The sequence below is a fragment of the Nostoc sp. FACHB-280 genome, assembly GCF_014697615.1.
In the GTDB taxonomy this organism is placed as follows: Bacteria; Cyanobacteriota; Cyanobacteriia; order Cyanobacteriales; family Nostocaceae; genus Nostoc_B.
The window spans coordinates 177,960-193,553 of the sequence record NZ_JACJSD010000007.1 but is presented as its reverse complement, the minus strand read 5'-3'; the positions used below and the strand labels follow the sequence as shown (position 1 = coordinate 193,553).

Here is a 15,594-nt window from a genome sequence, read left to right as displayed (position 1 = left end):
GAATGTCAACTTGTTAAAAGTATTTTTTATTGCAAAATATTAAATAGTTGCGTCCGGAGTTCGATTTGTGGTATACCATGCCCCTCAAACCCAGTCTACCCTTCCTGAAAATACAACATATTCTAATTTTATAGAACGACATATAGGCCCTAGCTTTCATGACATTCAGCAAATGTTGAAAGTATTAGGTTTTGCCAGCCTAGACGACCTCATCGATCGCACAGTACCACAAGCCATCCGATCGCAGCAAACGCTACAATTACCCGACGCACAAAGTGAATACGCCGCCCTAGCAAAGTTAAAAAATATTGCGGCTAAAAATCAAGTGTGTCGTTCATACATCGGTATGGGATATTACGACTGCGTTACCCCGCCTGTAATTGGTCGTAATATCTTAGAAAATCCTGGTTGGTACACTGCATACACACCCTATCAGCCAGAAATTGCCCAAGGGCGGTTAGAAGCCCTGCTGAATTTCCAAACCATGATTATTGACTTAACAGGTTTGGAAATTGCCAACGCTTCCTTACTCGATGAAGCCACCGCCGCCGCCGAAGCCATGAGTCTGAGTTATGGTGTCAGCAAAACCAAAGCCCATAACTATTTTGTTTCCCGTGACTGTCATCCCCAAACCATAGATGTGTTGCAAACACGGGCTAAACCTCTAGGAATCAATATCATCGTTGGCGACCATCAAACCTTTGATTTTGCAGAACCAATTTTTGGTGCAGTCTTGCAATACCCAGCCACCGACGGCACAATTTACGACTATCGCGCCTTTATTGATAAAGCCCATACAGTCGGGGCGTTAGTTACAGTCGCCGCCGACCCCCTCAGCTTAACTTTACTTACCCCACCTGGTGAATTTGGTGCGGATATTGCCGTGGGTAGTACTCAACGCTTTGGTATTCCCTTGGGGTTTGGCGGCCCTCATGCAGCGTATTTCGCCACCAAAGAAGAGTATAAACGCCAAGTTCCAGGGCGTATTGTTGGGTTATCTAGAGATGTTAACGGTAAGCCTGCATTACGTCTAGCACTGCAAACCCGCGAACAACACATCCGTCGAGAAAAAGCGACCAGTAATATTTGTACTGCCCAGGTATTATTGGCGGTGATGGCGGGTATGTACGCTGTTTATCACGGGCCACAGGGACTAAAGAATATTGCTGAAAATATTCACAAATTAACTTTAATCTTGGCAGCAGGGTTAAAGCATCTGGGTTACAAAATTAGTTCGGAAAATGTCTTTGACACACTGCGCGTAGAGTTAGGTACACAAAACCTCGAAACTATTCTTGCAGGTTGCCAAGGTAGAAATATCAACTTACGAATTTTTGATGAGACTGCTGTTGGTATCTCTTTAGATGAAACAACTACAGCAGAAGATTTAATCGACCTGTGGCAGATTTTCGCCGATAAAGATGAATTACCTTTCACCATAGAAGAATTAACTAATTCCACTGCCGATATTTTGCCACGCCGTCAAAGCAGCTACCTCACCCATCCTGTATTTAACCGCTATCACTCGGAAACAGAGTTGTTGCGTTATCTCCACAAACTAGAAACCAAGGACTTATCCCTCACAACATCAATGATTCCTTTGGGTTCTTGTACCATGAAACTAAACGCAACCGCCGAAATGATTCCGGTGAGTTGGGAGGAATTTGGCAAGATACACCCCTTTGCACCACCATCACAAACACGCGGTTATCAAATTCTCTTCCAACAACTTGAGGCTTGGTTAGCGGAAATTACTGGGTTTGCGGGAATTTCTCTGCAACCAAATGCAGGTTCCCAAGGAGAATACGCCGGACTGTTGGTCATTCACGAATATCACGCCAGTCGCGGCGAAGCACACCGCAACATCTGTTTAATTCCCACCTCCGCGCATGGAACCAACCCAGCCAGTGCGGTGATGTGTGGGATGAAGGTTGTACCGGTTGCCTGCGATGCTGACGGTAATATTGATGTATCAGACCTCAAAGCCAAAGCCGAAAAGCATGGTAGTGAACTCGCGGCGTTGATGGTGACATATCCTTCAACTCACGGTGTATTTGAGGAAGCCATTCAAGAAATTTGTGAAGTTATACACCTTCACGGTGGACAAGTATATATGGATGGGGCAAACATGAACGCCCAAGTCGGGTTGTGTCGTCCCGGTGATATTGGTGCAGATGTTTGTCACTTGAATTTACACAAAACTTTCTGTATTCCTCACGGTGGTGGCGGCCCTGGTATGGGGCCAATTGGTGTCGCCTCCCATCTCGTACCCTTTCTCCCCGGACACGCCGTAGTTCCCATTACTAAACCCACTCAGCACGCCCCACTTCCTACTCCCCACTCAGCAGGCGCAGTCGCCGCCGCACCTTGGGGTAGTGCCAGCATCTTGGTAATTTCTTGGATGTATATTGCCATGATGGGGGTGGCTGGTTTGACCGAAGCTACGAAAGTGGCAATTTTGAATGCTAACTACATTGCCAAGCGACTAGAAAACTACTATCCAGTTTTGTACAAAGGCAAAAATAACTTAGTTGCCCATGAATGTATTTTAGATTTGCGATCGCTCAAAAAATCCGCCAATATCGACATCGATGATGTTGCTAAACGGTTAATGGATTATGGTTTCCATGCGCCGACAGTCTCTTGGCCTGTGGCGGGAACTATCATGGTAGAACCCACAGAAAGCGAATCTAAGGAAGAATTAGACCGTTTTTGTGATGCTTTGATTGCTATTCGTCAAGAAATTGCCGAAATTGAATCAGGCAAAATGGATATTGAAGATAATCTTTTGAAGAACGCACCCCACACCGCCGAAAGTCTCATCGCTGGGGAATGGACTCATCCCTATTCCCGCGAACAAGCCGCCTACCCCGCACCTTGGACGCGCGACGCAAAATTCTGGCCTAATGTCGGTCGTATTGATGCTGCTTTTGGCGACAAAAACTTTGTCTGTGCTTGTTTACCAATGGAGGCCTACGCAGAATAAATCACGCCGTGTGCAACTTTCTCTCAAACCTAACCCCCAACCCCTTCCCTGGTAGGAAAGGGGAGCAAGATTCAAAGCCTCTCTCCGTTTCGGGGAGCCAGCGCGTTGCGGAGGTTCCCTCCGTTGTAGCGACTGGCGTGAGAGGTTTGGAGAGGGGTTTCAAGAATAAGTCGCACATCGCGTTAAATAATAATGTAAGAGGCTGTGCTGAATTTTAGATTTTGAATTTTAGATTTGAGATTCAATCCAAAATCTAAAATCCAAAATCCAAAATTTCTAGACACCTCAACCAAGGTGCCACTCTACCATGATTGACAGTTTGATTCATGCTTACACCCCGCTTTTCCTGTGGATTGGGATAGGATTATTAGGTTCTCGATTAACTTCAGATAATTTTCTCAAGTGGCTGGGTAACAGCTTGTATTGGGTGGGAGTGCCATTGCAACTTTTTGTTTTGGCGCGTCATACTGATTTATCTCACGGCCTCCTCATCCCTGGAGTCGCAGTTGCAGTATTACTGCTGAGTTTGGTTTTAGCGTTGTTGATTTGGCAAGCCATACAGTGGTTCCGACATCATCAACAGCCAGCCTCTGAATCATCTGTAGACATCCCATTAATGCAAGCTAGTTTAGGCAGTTTTATTCTCGCTACCATTTTAGGGAATACTGGTTTTGTTGGACTCACCCTCACCCAAGTCCTTACTAGTCCCGCCAACAACGACTGGGCAGTATTATTTAGCGTCACTAACAACGTCATCGGCACTTATGGTATTGCGGTCTTAATTGCCAGCTATTTTGGGAAAAGTACAATCAATAAGCACTGGTGGACTCAGCTACGCGATTTAATTACAGTGCCTAGCTTGTGGACATTTTTTCTGGGCTTGAGTACTCAATTTATCCAATTACCAGCAGTCGTTGAGTCAGGCTTAGAACAAGCTGTTTGGGTAGTTATCGCCTTGGCTTTGTTACTCGTCGGTCTGCGGTTAGGTACAATCACAGGCTGGAAAAGTATTAAGATTGCTTCCATTGCCAGTGTATTGAAGGTATTTATTATTCCTGTATTAGTAGGGTTAAGCGCCACCTTTTTAGGTATAACCGGCGAACAACGTTTAGTGCTAGTGTTAATGTCCGGTACACCTACTGGGCTTTCTGTATTAATTTTGGCAGAAGTGTATGAATTAGATCGCAACTTATTAGCCAGCAGTATTGCCTTGACATTTGTCGGCTTATTTATAGCACTGCCTTTGTGGCTTTTATGGTTTAGTTGATTTTAGAAGACCACTTTAATAATTTTTGATACAACTTCTCTTTGAGCAATCAATCTTGGGACACTATAATGTATCGGTTAAAGAAAGGTTGGCACAAAATCTTCCAACCATGTCTTAGCCTAGTTTTTGCTTGACAAAGTATAGTATTTAATTGGAATCAATGATGATCATTGGCGATCGCATCCAAATCGGTATAGTTTATTCATTAGAATGTTTATTGACATAATATTATGGTGTTCCAAAATAATTGCATAGCGAAGAAAGCCCTAGCAATGATTATTTAGGCTAAATGTTCACAAAAAAGGAATAATATTATATTTCTATGATTATCGAGAATCATCCTAAAAATTCTCAGAGTCAACTAGTAACTCGCCATACTAAAAATTTTTTATCTGGGATATTTATATCTTTACCCCTAACATCGGCATTACCCGCAGCAGCTTTGCAAGTGCAGTTATCCCCTAGTAGTCCCCAATTGGGAGACACCCTGTCGGTAATGATTGATGTCACCCAAGAAAATAATCAGCAACCAACAGTAGTAGTAGGCGAGAAAACTTACCCAGCTTTTGCCGTTGCGCCCAACAAATATCGTGCCTTTATTCCCACCACTCCCCTAGAAACAGCAGGAAATCGAACCTTAAAAATTGCGGGAGATGGTCAAGTTAAGAATTTAACAGTCAAATTGCGATCGCGCAAATTTCCCATACAACGCATTACCCTCCCACCAGGGAAATCCGCCGATGGAGCCACCGAATATGAACTCCAGCGTGTCGCCGCTTTCAAAGCTTTGCAAACCCCAGACAAATATTGGAACGGGAAATTTCTCGCCCCCAGCAAAGCCCGGATTAGTACAATCTATGGCGTACGTCGTTACTATAATGGTAAATTTGCAAAGGATTATTATCATCGGGGTGTAGACTACGCCGGAGCCGCAGGTTCACCTGTAACCGCGCCAGCTGCTGGGCGAGTTGCTTTAGTAGGTACAGTATCTCAAGGCTTCCGAATTCATGGCAATGTAGTTGGCATTGATCACGGCCAAGGAGTAACCAGCATATTCTTACATTTAAGTCGCATTAACGTTAAGGAAGGCGACTTTGTAAAAGCTGGCCAATTAATTGGCGCAGTGGGTTCAACAGGTGCTTCTACAGGGCCGCACTTGCACTGGGGTTTATATGTCAATGGCCAATCTGTTGATCCCGTACCCTGGCGAACACAGATTTTTCAATAAAAAATGTTAACTAATAACCTGTGTGCATAATTTGTAGATTATGCACCGATAATTGGGCAAGATAAATTGGATTTGTACCGTCCTTACCTTACTTGGGTGGCTTAAACAAGATGAGCGTTATGAGTATTGAAAAAATTGTAGAACAAGCTCTTCAGGATGGTTATCTCACACCAGCAATGGAAGCAGAAGTTGGGCGAATTTGTGATAACGCATCGGAACTCTCGATAGAAGAGTATATGGCCCTGGATCGATTAATGGGAGCTTTATTAACAGGTGAGGTAGTGGCGGTACCTCGCAAACAATTTATCAACGTCATGGAAGAATTGGTGTTGACAGAAGCAATTGCCCGTGTTGCCGAAATTGAAGCTACCAGCGAAAGTTCTCTTGATGTGGGTGATATCGCTGCCTATGCTCTCAACCGCCTGCCACCTTTATATGCAACCACAGAAGAAGGTGCAAACTATCAACGTCAACGTGCTAGAGCCGAACTACAAGAGTTGATTTCTCAACAAGTTAGCGAAGCAATCGGTCGTAACCTCGACCAACCCAACGACAACAAAACACCAGTTTTAGCTAAAAACACTGGTAATGAAGTTCTCCGTCAAGTTAGTACCTTACTCCAGGTCTACGCCCCTAGCTTCGAGCAGAAATAAATTGTGGTCAATAGTCAATGGTTGATGGTCAAGATTTGTTGACGCTGAACTCTTGACTATGGACTCTTGACTCTTGATTAATCACGCACTGTTACCAATGTGCCAACTTTAACTTGGTCATACAACAAACGCACATCAGAATTACGCATTCTCAAACAACCGTGAGAAATGGCAGTTCCTAGCAAGTGAATATCTGGTGTGCCGTGAAAACCAATTTCATTGCGTCCATCTGTCCAAAAGCCAATCCAACGCTCACCTAAAGGACTGTCACTTCCGGGAGGAAACACTTTGCCAGTAATGGGGTGTCGCCAAATTGGGTCATGTTGCATATCCATGACTTGGAAAGAACCCGTAGGTGTTTCCCAGCCTTTTTTACCTACAGCAATTGGGTAACTGGCTATAACCAAATCTCCTTGATAAACATAAGTGCGGCGATCGCTTAAATCAACTATTACTTGTGTTTTCATCCCCAGTTTATTAGCCGTTTTTTGTTGAGTGGAAAACTGGGTAAAAAAGGATTTTGGTTGTGTATCAGTATTCTGAATTTCTCTTGGTTCTGACTCAGCGCCCACTAATCGTCTGTTATTAGGTATATCAGTATCCCTAGCTACATTTTGGATGACTGTACCTGATTTATGATCAGAATTCCGTTGCGATTTCTGACCTGGAATGGATTCATCAGTCGTTGTAGACGCACCAAAGGCTGTTTCTCCTATACTCCCTGGAAACTTCCGATTAGGGGCATAATTATCCGACTGTTGTTGCGTTGTCGTAACTCGCCAATGGACAGCTAAAGACAAGATGGCTGCGCCAAAACAGAGAAACATTGCTACACGCGTTACAGATTCATTTCTTATCATTGCGATCGCCTATTATTTATCCCTGACAGATCCATCTCTTGGAATAATTGAATGCGCTCATCATCCAATTATCAATAATTCATAAATACTTATCTGTTTCCTTATACATTCGCTAATCTTTCTGGGCAAACTTAACTTAAGCAAATGTCCCAGCAAATAAAACTTCTGGAGAGAAACCTTGATTCCCGTAAAGACCGAGCGAAGGTTTCCTCCGTTCAGGCTTTTTTCTAGAACTCTCCAAGTGCAGCAATCAATCATTAATGGTGTGGGTGGGAGATAATCCATGTTTGAAAAACTATTGCTAGCAATCACAATCACATTTTCCATTAATTTCTTTCTTCAAGTTCGGATTACAAATCCAGCGAACACTGATGCTATTTATCAGGAACATCCAGAAAAAACTACAATTCTGGTAACTAGACCAAATAAATAACATGAGTTTTCCAGGATGCCAGCAGAAATTCATAATGTCTGATTCATAATTATTAATTATGAATTTCTGCGAGCTTCATAATCTTTGGCAACAATCACCAAAAACAAGATTCTACTCTACCCTTAGTGAAGTTACCACAATCTTTAAAACAGTCTAACGACTTCTTCAACCTCAATTCAGTATTCAAAGTAGAAGCTCAGAAATTTAGTTATTGCTCTGTCAACAGATTTAGATTTTTGCCCTGAGCGTGAGGAAAGAGGTGATAGGTGACAGGTTACAGAGGATATGTAATCACAGATTAACTTTGATAATCATGAAAGGTAAAATTTGTCAAGCGTAAATAGTCAGTTGCTATCAGCCGCACAATTATAGGTAAAACACCCATGAGTACAAATGTGGCATGATTCAACGGCAAACCCTACTTTTCGACCAAAAACTAGAGTTGAGCAACATTGTTGTAACCAGGAATCTTACCGAAATTCAATATTTTCATGTTCCAGTCGTTAATCCGGCACTGAAACCAGGAACATACTGTAATTTAGTAGGTCTAATAGTAAGGGATGATTTAAAGCGAATACGATCTATGAGTCAATCGATTGCTGTATCCTGGTCAACGGTTGATGCGAAATATCCAGAAGCATCGGTGCAAGTTGACAAACTCTCAAATCACGATTTAATTTTGCGCTGTCAAGCAGGACTGCGTCCAGATCGTGCTGCGTTTGCAGAACTCCTGCGCCGCTATCAGACCCAAGTAGAGAGGGTTTTATACCACCTAGCGCCCGATTGGCCAGATAGAGCCGACTTGGCTCAAGAAGTGTGGATTCGAGTGTATCGGAACATTAACCGATTACAAGAACCTGCTAAGTTTCGCGGCTGGTTAAGCCGGATTGCCACTAACTTGTTTTACGACGAATTGCGTAAACGCAAGCGCGTTGTGAGTCCATTATCGCTAGATGCTCCCCGTGCGGTAGATGATGGCGAAATGGATTGGGAAATTGCTGGTGATACTCCAGGGCCAGAAGAGGAGCTAACCACCAGAGAATTTTATGAACAACTGCGAGAAGCGATCGCTGACTTGCCAGAAGTGTTTCGGACTACAATTGTCTTAAGAGAAATTGAAGGCATGGCCTATGAAGAAATCGCCGAAATCACAGGGGTTTCTTTGGGTACGGTAAAATCAAGAATAGCTAGAGCTAGATCCAGACTGCAAGCGCAATTGCAAAATTATCTAGATACCTAAATTACAATCTCTTTCCTTTGTTTGATGCCAAAATTTAAACATTGATTAAGAATTGTGAGGAATCAAAAAGCCTGCTGCTGCCGTCAGGAAAAATCAGGAATTTATCAATGAATTTCTGAGAATTACTAGCTTGCCTTACCCGTGTATGAATTAGTAATAATGTTAAGATGACTACTGATTCTCAGTTTAACGACCTTTCCCACTTACAACTTACTGGAGATTTGTCAGCAGGGATGGATCAACATACCAATGAATCAACGGGTACTACAGATATGGTGAAGCGCGATCGCTTCGAGTTATTAAGTGCATACCTCGATGGTGAGGTAACAGCTACAGAACGCAGGCAAGTAGAAGAATGGTTGGCTAATGATGCCTCTGTTCAATGCCTGTACGCCAGATTATTAAAACTGCGGCAAGGTTTACGGACTTTACCTGTACCAGACACCGCACAATCACCAGAAGTCACAGCCCAAAAAGTTTTCTCTCGTTTGAGTCGTCGCTCGCGTTTGGCATGGACGTTTGGTGGTGCGGCTGTTGCGGCCTGTTTCATTAGCGTAGTTTCGGGTTTACTACCGGGAAGTGAATCTAGAACACCACAACTAGCTCAAAAACCACCAGTAGAAATAGAATCTCCATCAGCAGCCAAAACATCTACTAGCCCCACAGCACCGCTAATGGTGGCTATAAATAATCCAGTGATTGAAATTCCTAAAGCAGCAGTCACTAAACCAGAAACAACTATTGACTTCAACCAACCGGAAATCCATAAAACCGAGCCAGACTTGAATTAATCTCAAGTCAGACAATTTTGGATTTTAGATTCTTTTCACGAATAAATTCGGTGGCTTCAAACCTGGTTAAATTTTGGCTCTTGAATTTTCAATCTAAAATCTAAAATTCGGTGAGGGTTAAACCACAACCACTCCACCAGCCATCAGCTAAAAAAGTACCGTTGAATTGGTGAACCAGCTCTAAACCCATCACATAAACCCAAGCCCAACCAAGAGCTTCGCCTTGGGGTGTGTACACTTCAACTCTTTGGCGATTGTAAAGATTGTCTGAGGTGGGTCTGTGGGGTTGGTAATCTTCCAGGGAATCTAGAGCTTGTAAAACCTTTGATTCCGAGAAAGAAAGTAAATAACCGTGGACTTGATTTTGTCCCAATGTCATTCCTGGGTAGCCCATAGGTAAAGCAAACAGCTTGCCGAGTACGACTGCCCTCTTGGTATCTACCACCTTACCTGCACAGTATTTTTGATAATTAGCTTCACCGGGTTTGAGTGTACCGTAAACAAAAACCCGTAGTTCGTCAGGCGATATTAACCTATCACCTGTAACCTGTAACCTGTAACCTCTCACCTATAACCTCTAGTCAATTCAATACTAATTTTGCCACCGAAATCAGGAATGGGGGCGGCGGGTTTGGTAACAATGACTTGGACTTGTGTGACGCGATCGCTTTGTTGCAAGATAGAGTCAGCGATTGCACCTGCTAACTTTTCTAGTAAAGCGAACTTAGATGTTTTAACTAAGTTTTGAATCGTGCTAATTACACTGCGATAATCAAGAGTATCTGCGATCGCATCAGTTTCAGCAGCTTGGGCAAGATCCAACCACAACTTAACATCCACCTCAAACCATTGCCCTAAAACTTGCTCTTCTGGCAAATATCCAGTGTAGCCATAGCAGCGAATTCCTGTTAAATGAATACAGTCCATAGTTTTCCAGATAAATTTGCCATCCAAAAATTTAACAAACAACGGACTTACACACAAACTTTGTCTGTTGATACTGGAGTTATAAATTCTTTTTCTACTTTGCTGTTTCCTTACTCTGTATGTTGTGATAGCGCATATCTTCGCCAACAATCACGTTTAGTTGATTCCCAATGAGTAACACAGCTGCGCTCATCCACAACCACAACATCAAAACGATGACAGTCCCAACCGCGCCATAAACTTTATTGTAGTTACCAAAATTAGTGACATAAAGGCGGAATAGTGCTGAGAGTATTGCCCAAAAAATCGCTGCTAAACTTGCCCCTGGCATAATTGGTGTACCAGAATTCCACACACTAGGGCCATAGCGATATACAAAACTAAAAGCTGTAGCAACAATACCTAAACTTACAGGCCAGCGTAATAACTGCCACAGGTGCTGCAAGAATAGTAGAGAACTATGCTCATAGACAGCTATTTTTAATAGCAAGTCACTGACAAAGACTAAAAACGAAGCCAACATTAACAGTGCGATTGTACCAACTGTTAAGCCCAAGGAAATCAGTTTAGCTTGCCAGAAAGGACGGCTTTGTTGTGGCGGAGTTTGATGGATTTGATCAAATGCTGTCATGGCTGTACTGATAGCACCAGAAGCAGTCCAAAGAGCGATCGCAAAGCTGAGAGAAAACAAACTACTATTTTTAGAGTGGGCAATTTCCCGGCTGGCAAAGTCTCGAATCAAAATCATCGCTTCTTCTGGTGCAACTTGACTCAACAAAGCCGCCATCTGTCTAAAAGTATCTTGTAATGATTCTGCCAACAAACCAATCGCTGTTAGTACAGCCAGAATCGCCGGAAACAACGATAACATGGCATTGAAGGCAATTTCAGCAGCAAGTCCTAGTAGTCGTCGTTCGATTGTCCGAGCAAAGGTTTTTTTGAGAATGCGCCAATTCAGATGGCGAAAAAAACGGACAAAACGCGGCTTTGGCATAACTAGCTATTAAGTCTTCACAAGCACAATGCCACAATAACTTATCTAGTGTCATTGGTAAATCTAAATGCTTTGGCTTGCAGAAGTCAGAAGTCAGGAGTCAGAAACAAAACAATTTAAGTGGGGACGAACTGCTGTTCGCCCCCACCTTTGGGGAATATTGGTAATGCTGATTTTATGTATAGAAAATCACTTATGGCATCGGATGGAAAAGCAAGTCAGGGAAGAAGTAATTAATAATTGCCCAGGTAGAAAAAGCAATTGATACCGCAAATACAGCCAGAACTGGGGCTAAAGAAAGATACCGAAGAAAGTATTGTTGCTGTTTGCTAGATTTCTGCATATAAAGCTCCTAAAAATTGGCAAGCTACAGTTCTTGATGGTGATACTTTTTCAAACATTAAACATTTTGAGAAACATTCACACCTGCTACTTTAGATGGAATGATCAGACCGTAATAACCTGCTGCGATCGCTGCTAAAAAATTAACCCAAACATTATTGCCAAAAAGTGGCATAAATCCGAAAAATGTCTTGGCGAATGGTAATAATCCCATGATTGCTAATGCCACATAAGCGACGGCAAAAGTAGCATTAAATAACCGCGCACTTTTAGCACTGTTATAAGAAGCAATGCCTAGTAAACCGACAGAACATCGCACTAAATCATGCAAGAAATTGGTAGGAAATAACCCAAATATATAACCAAATCCCGCAGCATAAGCGTTAGGAGATTCATCTAAAGGAATGAAAGATTCATGGGTTCCTGGTAAAGATACCAAAGCTGGTGTAAACCCTGCCAAACCTAGTAATAAATAGAGAATACCAATGGTTAAAGCACAATAACGTTCTATCATTTTTGCTGTTTGAATATTTTCCATGTTCTGTATTACTCCTGTGATGCTTTAATTTCTGAGAAAATTCATACCCATTCGCTATTATTAAAGATTTACAGCTTCATTTTTTTTGTAGGCTTAAAGCTGTGGTCAATCAATACTTTCAATTCAACCGATAATTTTAAATTTAAACTCTATCAAAAGGTGGGGTTAAGTATATAAATCATATTTAATTTATGAAATAGATATGTTTCCCAAAAGTAAGGGCGAACAATCTTTCGCCCTTAATTCATGAACATGATTTTTTTGATAAGTCCGGTTTCTTGTGATTCATCAACTAATAATCATTCAATTTGTTTGAATGCTTGTGCTGCAAGTAAAGCTAATAAAGCGCCTGTTCCTAATTGAAAAATCGGTAATTTACCCAAAGCATCAGTAATGCTGGGAATGACTAAATTTTGATAATCCCCATCAACTCTATCATCTGGAATAGGTTGATAAAAATTGTTGGGTGCGTCTTCCAATTTTAATTCGCCACTACTAAGTTGAAGATTAAAACCTAACAGTAATAACAACGAATCTACTAATGAAGGCGAGATTTTCTGAGCTAAATCGAGTAATTTAGCGATATCTCCAACTAATAAATCCCGAATTGGGTGTTCTGCTGCATAAACTATGGCATCAGCCACAATTTTGGGGTCATAGTAAGGTGGTATTCCTGATGGTTTTACGCCTAATTTAGTTAAACCATTACTCCAAAATGGAGTGTTAATGACGGCTGGTTTAATACTCGTGACATTAATAGGCCATTTTTCATGAATCAATTCAATTCGCATCGCTTCCAGAAAGCCTTCAATGCCGTGTTTAGCACAAGAGTAAGCACTTTGATAAGGAAGCGATCGCCTACCTTCCATTGAAGATACATGAATCAGTGCGCCCCGTCCTTCACGTTTTAGATGGGGTAACGCCGCCATTGCACCATAGACTTGTCCCATCAAACTCACATCTATAACGTGCTTAAACTCTTCTGGAGATGTTTTGTCAAAAGTGGCGAACATTCCAATCGCCGCAGCATGAACCCAAGTATCAAGTCGTCCGTATAACTCGACAGTTTTATCTGCGATCGCTTTTACTTGGTCAAATTCTTGCACGTCAGCAACAATATAATTCGCCTCACCACCAAAACCGCGAATTTCTTCCACCAGCGACTTTAACTTTAATTCACCACGCGCCGAAACAACTACCTTGGCTCCACGTTGAGCAAATTCCAGGGCGGCTTTACGTCCAATACCACTGGAAGCACCAACGACTGCAACGACTTGCTGATTTATAGGCTTTAACTGCATGGATATTACTAGATAAACTTCTGTTAGGGGTTAGAGACTTGGGCGTGTTTTCAAACTATTCATTTAGCTTTTTAATTTTTTAGATCCCCCTAAATCCCCCTTAAAAAGGGGGACTTTAAGATGTCTCTTAGCCCCCCTTAAAAAGGGGGGTTGGGGGGATCAGAGACTTTGAAAACAGTTCCTAAAGGTTAAGGGCTAGAGAAGACAGTATTTCATGTACTGACTTAAAAGTGCTGGGGAAAAAATCCTAGTTTCTAGCTTCTAGCTCCTCGTCCCTCTTGATAAACGCCCCAATTTTGAATATCTTGTTCACGTAAAATTGGTTCGGCGCGTTGAATTTCTGATTCTGTACCTTCGAGGATGAGCAAATAATAGCTTTGTTGCAAGCGATCGCTATAAATTCTCGCTCTCTCTTCCGGGATACCCAAATCTGTGAAAGCTTTGACCAAGTTTTGATTTGCTGCTGCGCCTACAGCCACACCTGCCACACTAGTAGCTAAAGCTACACCAACAGAACCTGCTGCTAATACTGCACCCAAGCCAGGAAGTGCTAGACTGCTCAAGCCTAGTAGCAAAGTACCCCAACTAGTTGCTGTGAGAGTATTTCCGACTGGTGAGCTAACATTGACATCTTGATCGCCGATGCGATCGCTGAGTTGGGCTTCACCGATACTTTCACCTTGCTTGACATCTTTAGCAATCACAGAAACTCTTTCTTTAGGAAAGCCAGAAGCTTGCAAATTATTAATCGCTGTTTCTAAATCTTGAGCATTAGCAAATACCCCTAACGCATAGATACTATTTTTCGTTACCATATTTTCCTCAGTGATAATTTTGTAAGTGAATGATTGTAGAGTTATTAACCTTGAAAAACAGATGCAATTTTGGACTTAAGCGAATTTCCTGCTTCTTTAAATGTCTGATAAATGGGTTCCTCACCTTGCAGAAATACTCGCGCACAATTGTGTCCCGGCATTCCCAAAATTGAACCACCAGGGTGAGTTCCAGTACCAGTTAAATAAAAATTCTCAATCGCCCTTCCAACAACAAGACGCTGTAACCAGCTTTAAGTAAGTAGCCAGCACATACCAAGCCATTGTGACCAGCACCAATAATTACAACGTCATACGCTTCCATGATTGCCACTTAGAAACCAGAGCATCTTTACCGATGTTAGAGAATATATCCAAGCTCTGACTCTTTCGTGGGTTATATTATTTTTAATAACTAAAGGTAGTGTCCCATACACGAAAAAACGTTTATCTCACGCAGAGGCGCAGAGCCGCAAAGAAGAGTGGGAGAGAGAGTTGACAACTTGATTAGTGTTGATTATTTTTTTGGAGATGTTCATGAACGGCATAGATTGGTTAAGAACATTGCATACAAAGCAAATTCTCACAATTAAAAATGATTATTCTCAGTATTTTCTGTATTGTGGTTATATTATCTATAACAATGGGGATTTTCCTCCAGACTCTGGAATTAAGATTACCTACGAAGAATTAAAACAGGTATTAAGTGAAAGACCTCACGTACCAAATAAAGCTGAAACTAAACGTATCAGACAGCAAGCAGCAAAGCAAAAAGTCAGGTCATATCAATCTAGTAAGTAGGTGAACACAATTATGTAGCAGACACATTATGACTCCCTTATCCTGCGGAAGTACTAATGCGAAGAAGAATGGGAGAGTGAGTTGAAAACTTGATTACTGTGGATTATTTTTTTGGAGATGTTCATGAAGGGAATAGATTGGTTAAGAAAATTGCATACAAAGGAACTTCTCGGCATTAAAAATAATTGCTATAAGTGGTTCTTCCATCCCGATGGTTATGTTATCTATAACAATGGTGATTTTCCTAAAGGCTCTGGAATTAAAATTACTTACGCAGAATTAAAACAGGTATTAAGTGAAAGACCTCACGTACCAAATAAAGTTGAAACTAAACGCATTAGACAGCAAGCAGCAAAGCAAAAAGTCAGGTCATATCAATCTAGTAAATTCTGATATCAAACAATAACCGCCAATACTCACG

16 protein-coding genes and 1 pseudogene are annotated in these 15,594 nt (G+C 41.9%); 8 read left to right on the top strand and 9 right to left on the bottom strand.

Features of this window, described 5'->3' with window-relative positions:
* Positions 1–67 precede the first annotated feature (67 nt).
* The 4 genes from gcvP (at position 68) to H6G75_RS07720 (ending at position 6,134) form a co-directional block, all read left to right on the top strand.
* Positions 68–2,986 (top strand): aminomethyl-transferring glycine dehydrogenase, encoded by a 2,919-nt coding sequence (gcvP, locus tag H6G75_RS07735; RefSeq protein WP_190979357.1) that lies wholly within the window; start codon positions 68–70, stop codon positions 2,984–2,986.
* 307 nt (positions 2,987–3,293) lie between these two features.
* Positions 3,294–4,253, top strand: a complete 960-nt coding sequence (locus H6G75_RS07730; protein WP_190979356.1) for an AEC family transporter — start codon at positions 3,294–3,296, stop codon at positions 4,251–4,253.
* Between the two features lie 322 nt (positions 4,254–4,575).
* Positions 4,576–5,481 (top strand): M23 family metallopeptidase, encoded by a 906-nt coding sequence (locus H6G75_RS07725; protein WP_190979355.1) that lies wholly within the window; start codon positions 4,576–4,578, stop codon positions 5,479–5,481.
* Between the two features lie 119 nt (positions 5,482–5,600).
* Complete coding sequence (locus H6G75_RS07720) at positions 5,601–6,134, top strand: late competence development ComFB family protein (RefSeq protein WP_190979354.1); 534 nt, start codon at positions 5,601–5,603, stop codon at positions 6,132–6,134.
* Between the two features lie 77 nt (positions 6,135–6,211).
* Here H6G75_RS07720 and H6G75_RS07715 read toward each other — a convergent pair whose 3' ends face one another.
* Positions 6,212–6,994 (bottom strand): L,D-transpeptidase, encoded by a 783-nt coding sequence (locus tag H6G75_RS07715; protein WP_190979353.1) that lies wholly within the window; start codon positions 6,992–6,994, stop codon positions 6,212–6,214.
* A gap of 1,016 nt (positions 6,995–8,010) precedes the next feature.
* Here H6G75_RS07715 and H6G75_RS07710 point away from each other — a divergent pair.
* Both H6G75_RS07710 and H6G75_RS07705 read left to right on the top strand, forming a co-directional pair.
* On the top strand, positions 8,011–8,667 hold the full coding sequence (locus H6G75_RS07710) for a sigma-70 family RNA polymerase sigma factor (RefSeq protein ID WP_190979352.1): 657 nt from the start codon (positions 8,011–8,013) through the stop codon (positions 8,665–8,667).
* Between the two features lie 167 nt (positions 8,668–8,834).
* Positions 8,835–9,458 carry an anti-sigma factor gene (locus tag H6G75_RS07705; RefSeq protein WP_190979351.1) on the top strand — a complete coding sequence of 208 codons (624 nt, stop codon included), beginning with the start codon at positions 8,835–8,837 and terminating at the stop codon, positions 9,456–9,458.
* A gap of 100 nt (positions 9,459–9,558) precedes the next feature.
* Here the strand turns inward: H6G75_RS07705 and H6G75_RS07700 are convergent, their stop codons facing one another.
* The 8 genes and pseudogenes from H6G75_RS07700 to H6G75_RS07665 all read right to left on the bottom strand — a co-directional run.
* On the bottom strand, positions 9,559–10,026 hold the full coding sequence (locus H6G75_RS07700; protein ID WP_313934812.1) for a gamma-glutamylcyclotransferase: 468 nt from the start codon (positions 10,024–10,026) through the stop codon (positions 9,559–9,561).
* Positions 10,023–10,385, bottom strand: coding sequence for a dihydroneopterin aldolase (gene folB, locus H6G75_RS07695; protein WP_190979350.1), 363 nt, complete (start codon positions 10,383–10,385; stop codon positions 10,023–10,025). Before folB ends, H6G75_RS07700 begins: the two co-directional genes overlap by 4 nt.
* 94 nt (positions 10,386–10,479) lie before the next feature.
* Positions 10,480–11,379, bottom strand: a complete 900-nt coding sequence (locus H6G75_RS07690) for a YihY/virulence factor BrkB family protein (RefSeq protein ID WP_190979349.1) — start codon at positions 11,377–11,379, stop codon at positions 10,480–10,482.
* Positions 11,380–11,572: 193 nt separating this feature from the next.
* Entirely contained in the window at positions 11,573–11,722 is a 150-nt protein-coding gene (locus tag H6G75_RS07685) for a PsaJ protein (RefSeq protein ID WP_190979348.1), read from the bottom strand.
* A gap of 57 nt (positions 11,723–11,779) precedes the next feature.
* Positions 11,780–12,259, bottom strand: a complete 480-nt coding sequence (locus tag H6G75_RS07680; RefSeq protein ID WP_190979347.1) for a DUF4383 domain-containing protein — start codon at positions 12,257–12,259, stop codon at positions 11,780–11,782.
* A 299-nt stretch (positions 12,260–12,558) separates the two neighbouring features.
* Positions 12,559–13,560, bottom strand: a complete 1,002-nt coding sequence (locus H6G75_RS07675) for an SDR family oxidoreductase (protein ID WP_190979346.1) — start codon at positions 13,558–13,560, stop codon at positions 12,559–12,561.
* A 254-nt stretch (positions 13,561–13,814) separates the two neighbouring features.
* On the bottom strand, positions 13,815–14,375 hold the full coding sequence (locus H6G75_RS07670) for a general stress protein (RefSeq protein ID WP_190979345.1): 561 nt from the start codon (positions 14,373–14,375) through the stop codon (positions 13,815–13,817).
* 217 nt (positions 14,376–14,592) lie between these two features.
* Positions 14,593–14,697, bottom strand: a pseudogene (locus tag H6G75_RS07665) (FAD-dependent oxidoreductase); the annotation flags it as partial.
* 212 nt (positions 14,698–14,909) lie between these two features.
* Here H6G75_RS07665 and H6G75_RS07660 point away from each other — a divergent pair.
* Both H6G75_RS07660 and H6G75_RS07655 read left to right on the top strand, forming a co-directional pair.
* Positions 14,910–15,173, top strand: a complete 264-nt coding sequence (locus tag H6G75_RS07660) for a hypothetical protein (RefSeq protein WP_190979344.1) — start codon at positions 14,910–14,912, stop codon at positions 15,171–15,173.
* Between the two features lie 123 nt (positions 15,174–15,296).
* Positions 15,297–15,566, top strand: coding sequence for a hypothetical protein (locus H6G75_RS07655; protein ID WP_190979343.1), 270 nt, complete (start codon positions 15,297–15,299; stop codon positions 15,564–15,566).
* The last annotated feature ends 28 nt before the right edge of the window (positions 15,567–15,594 follow it).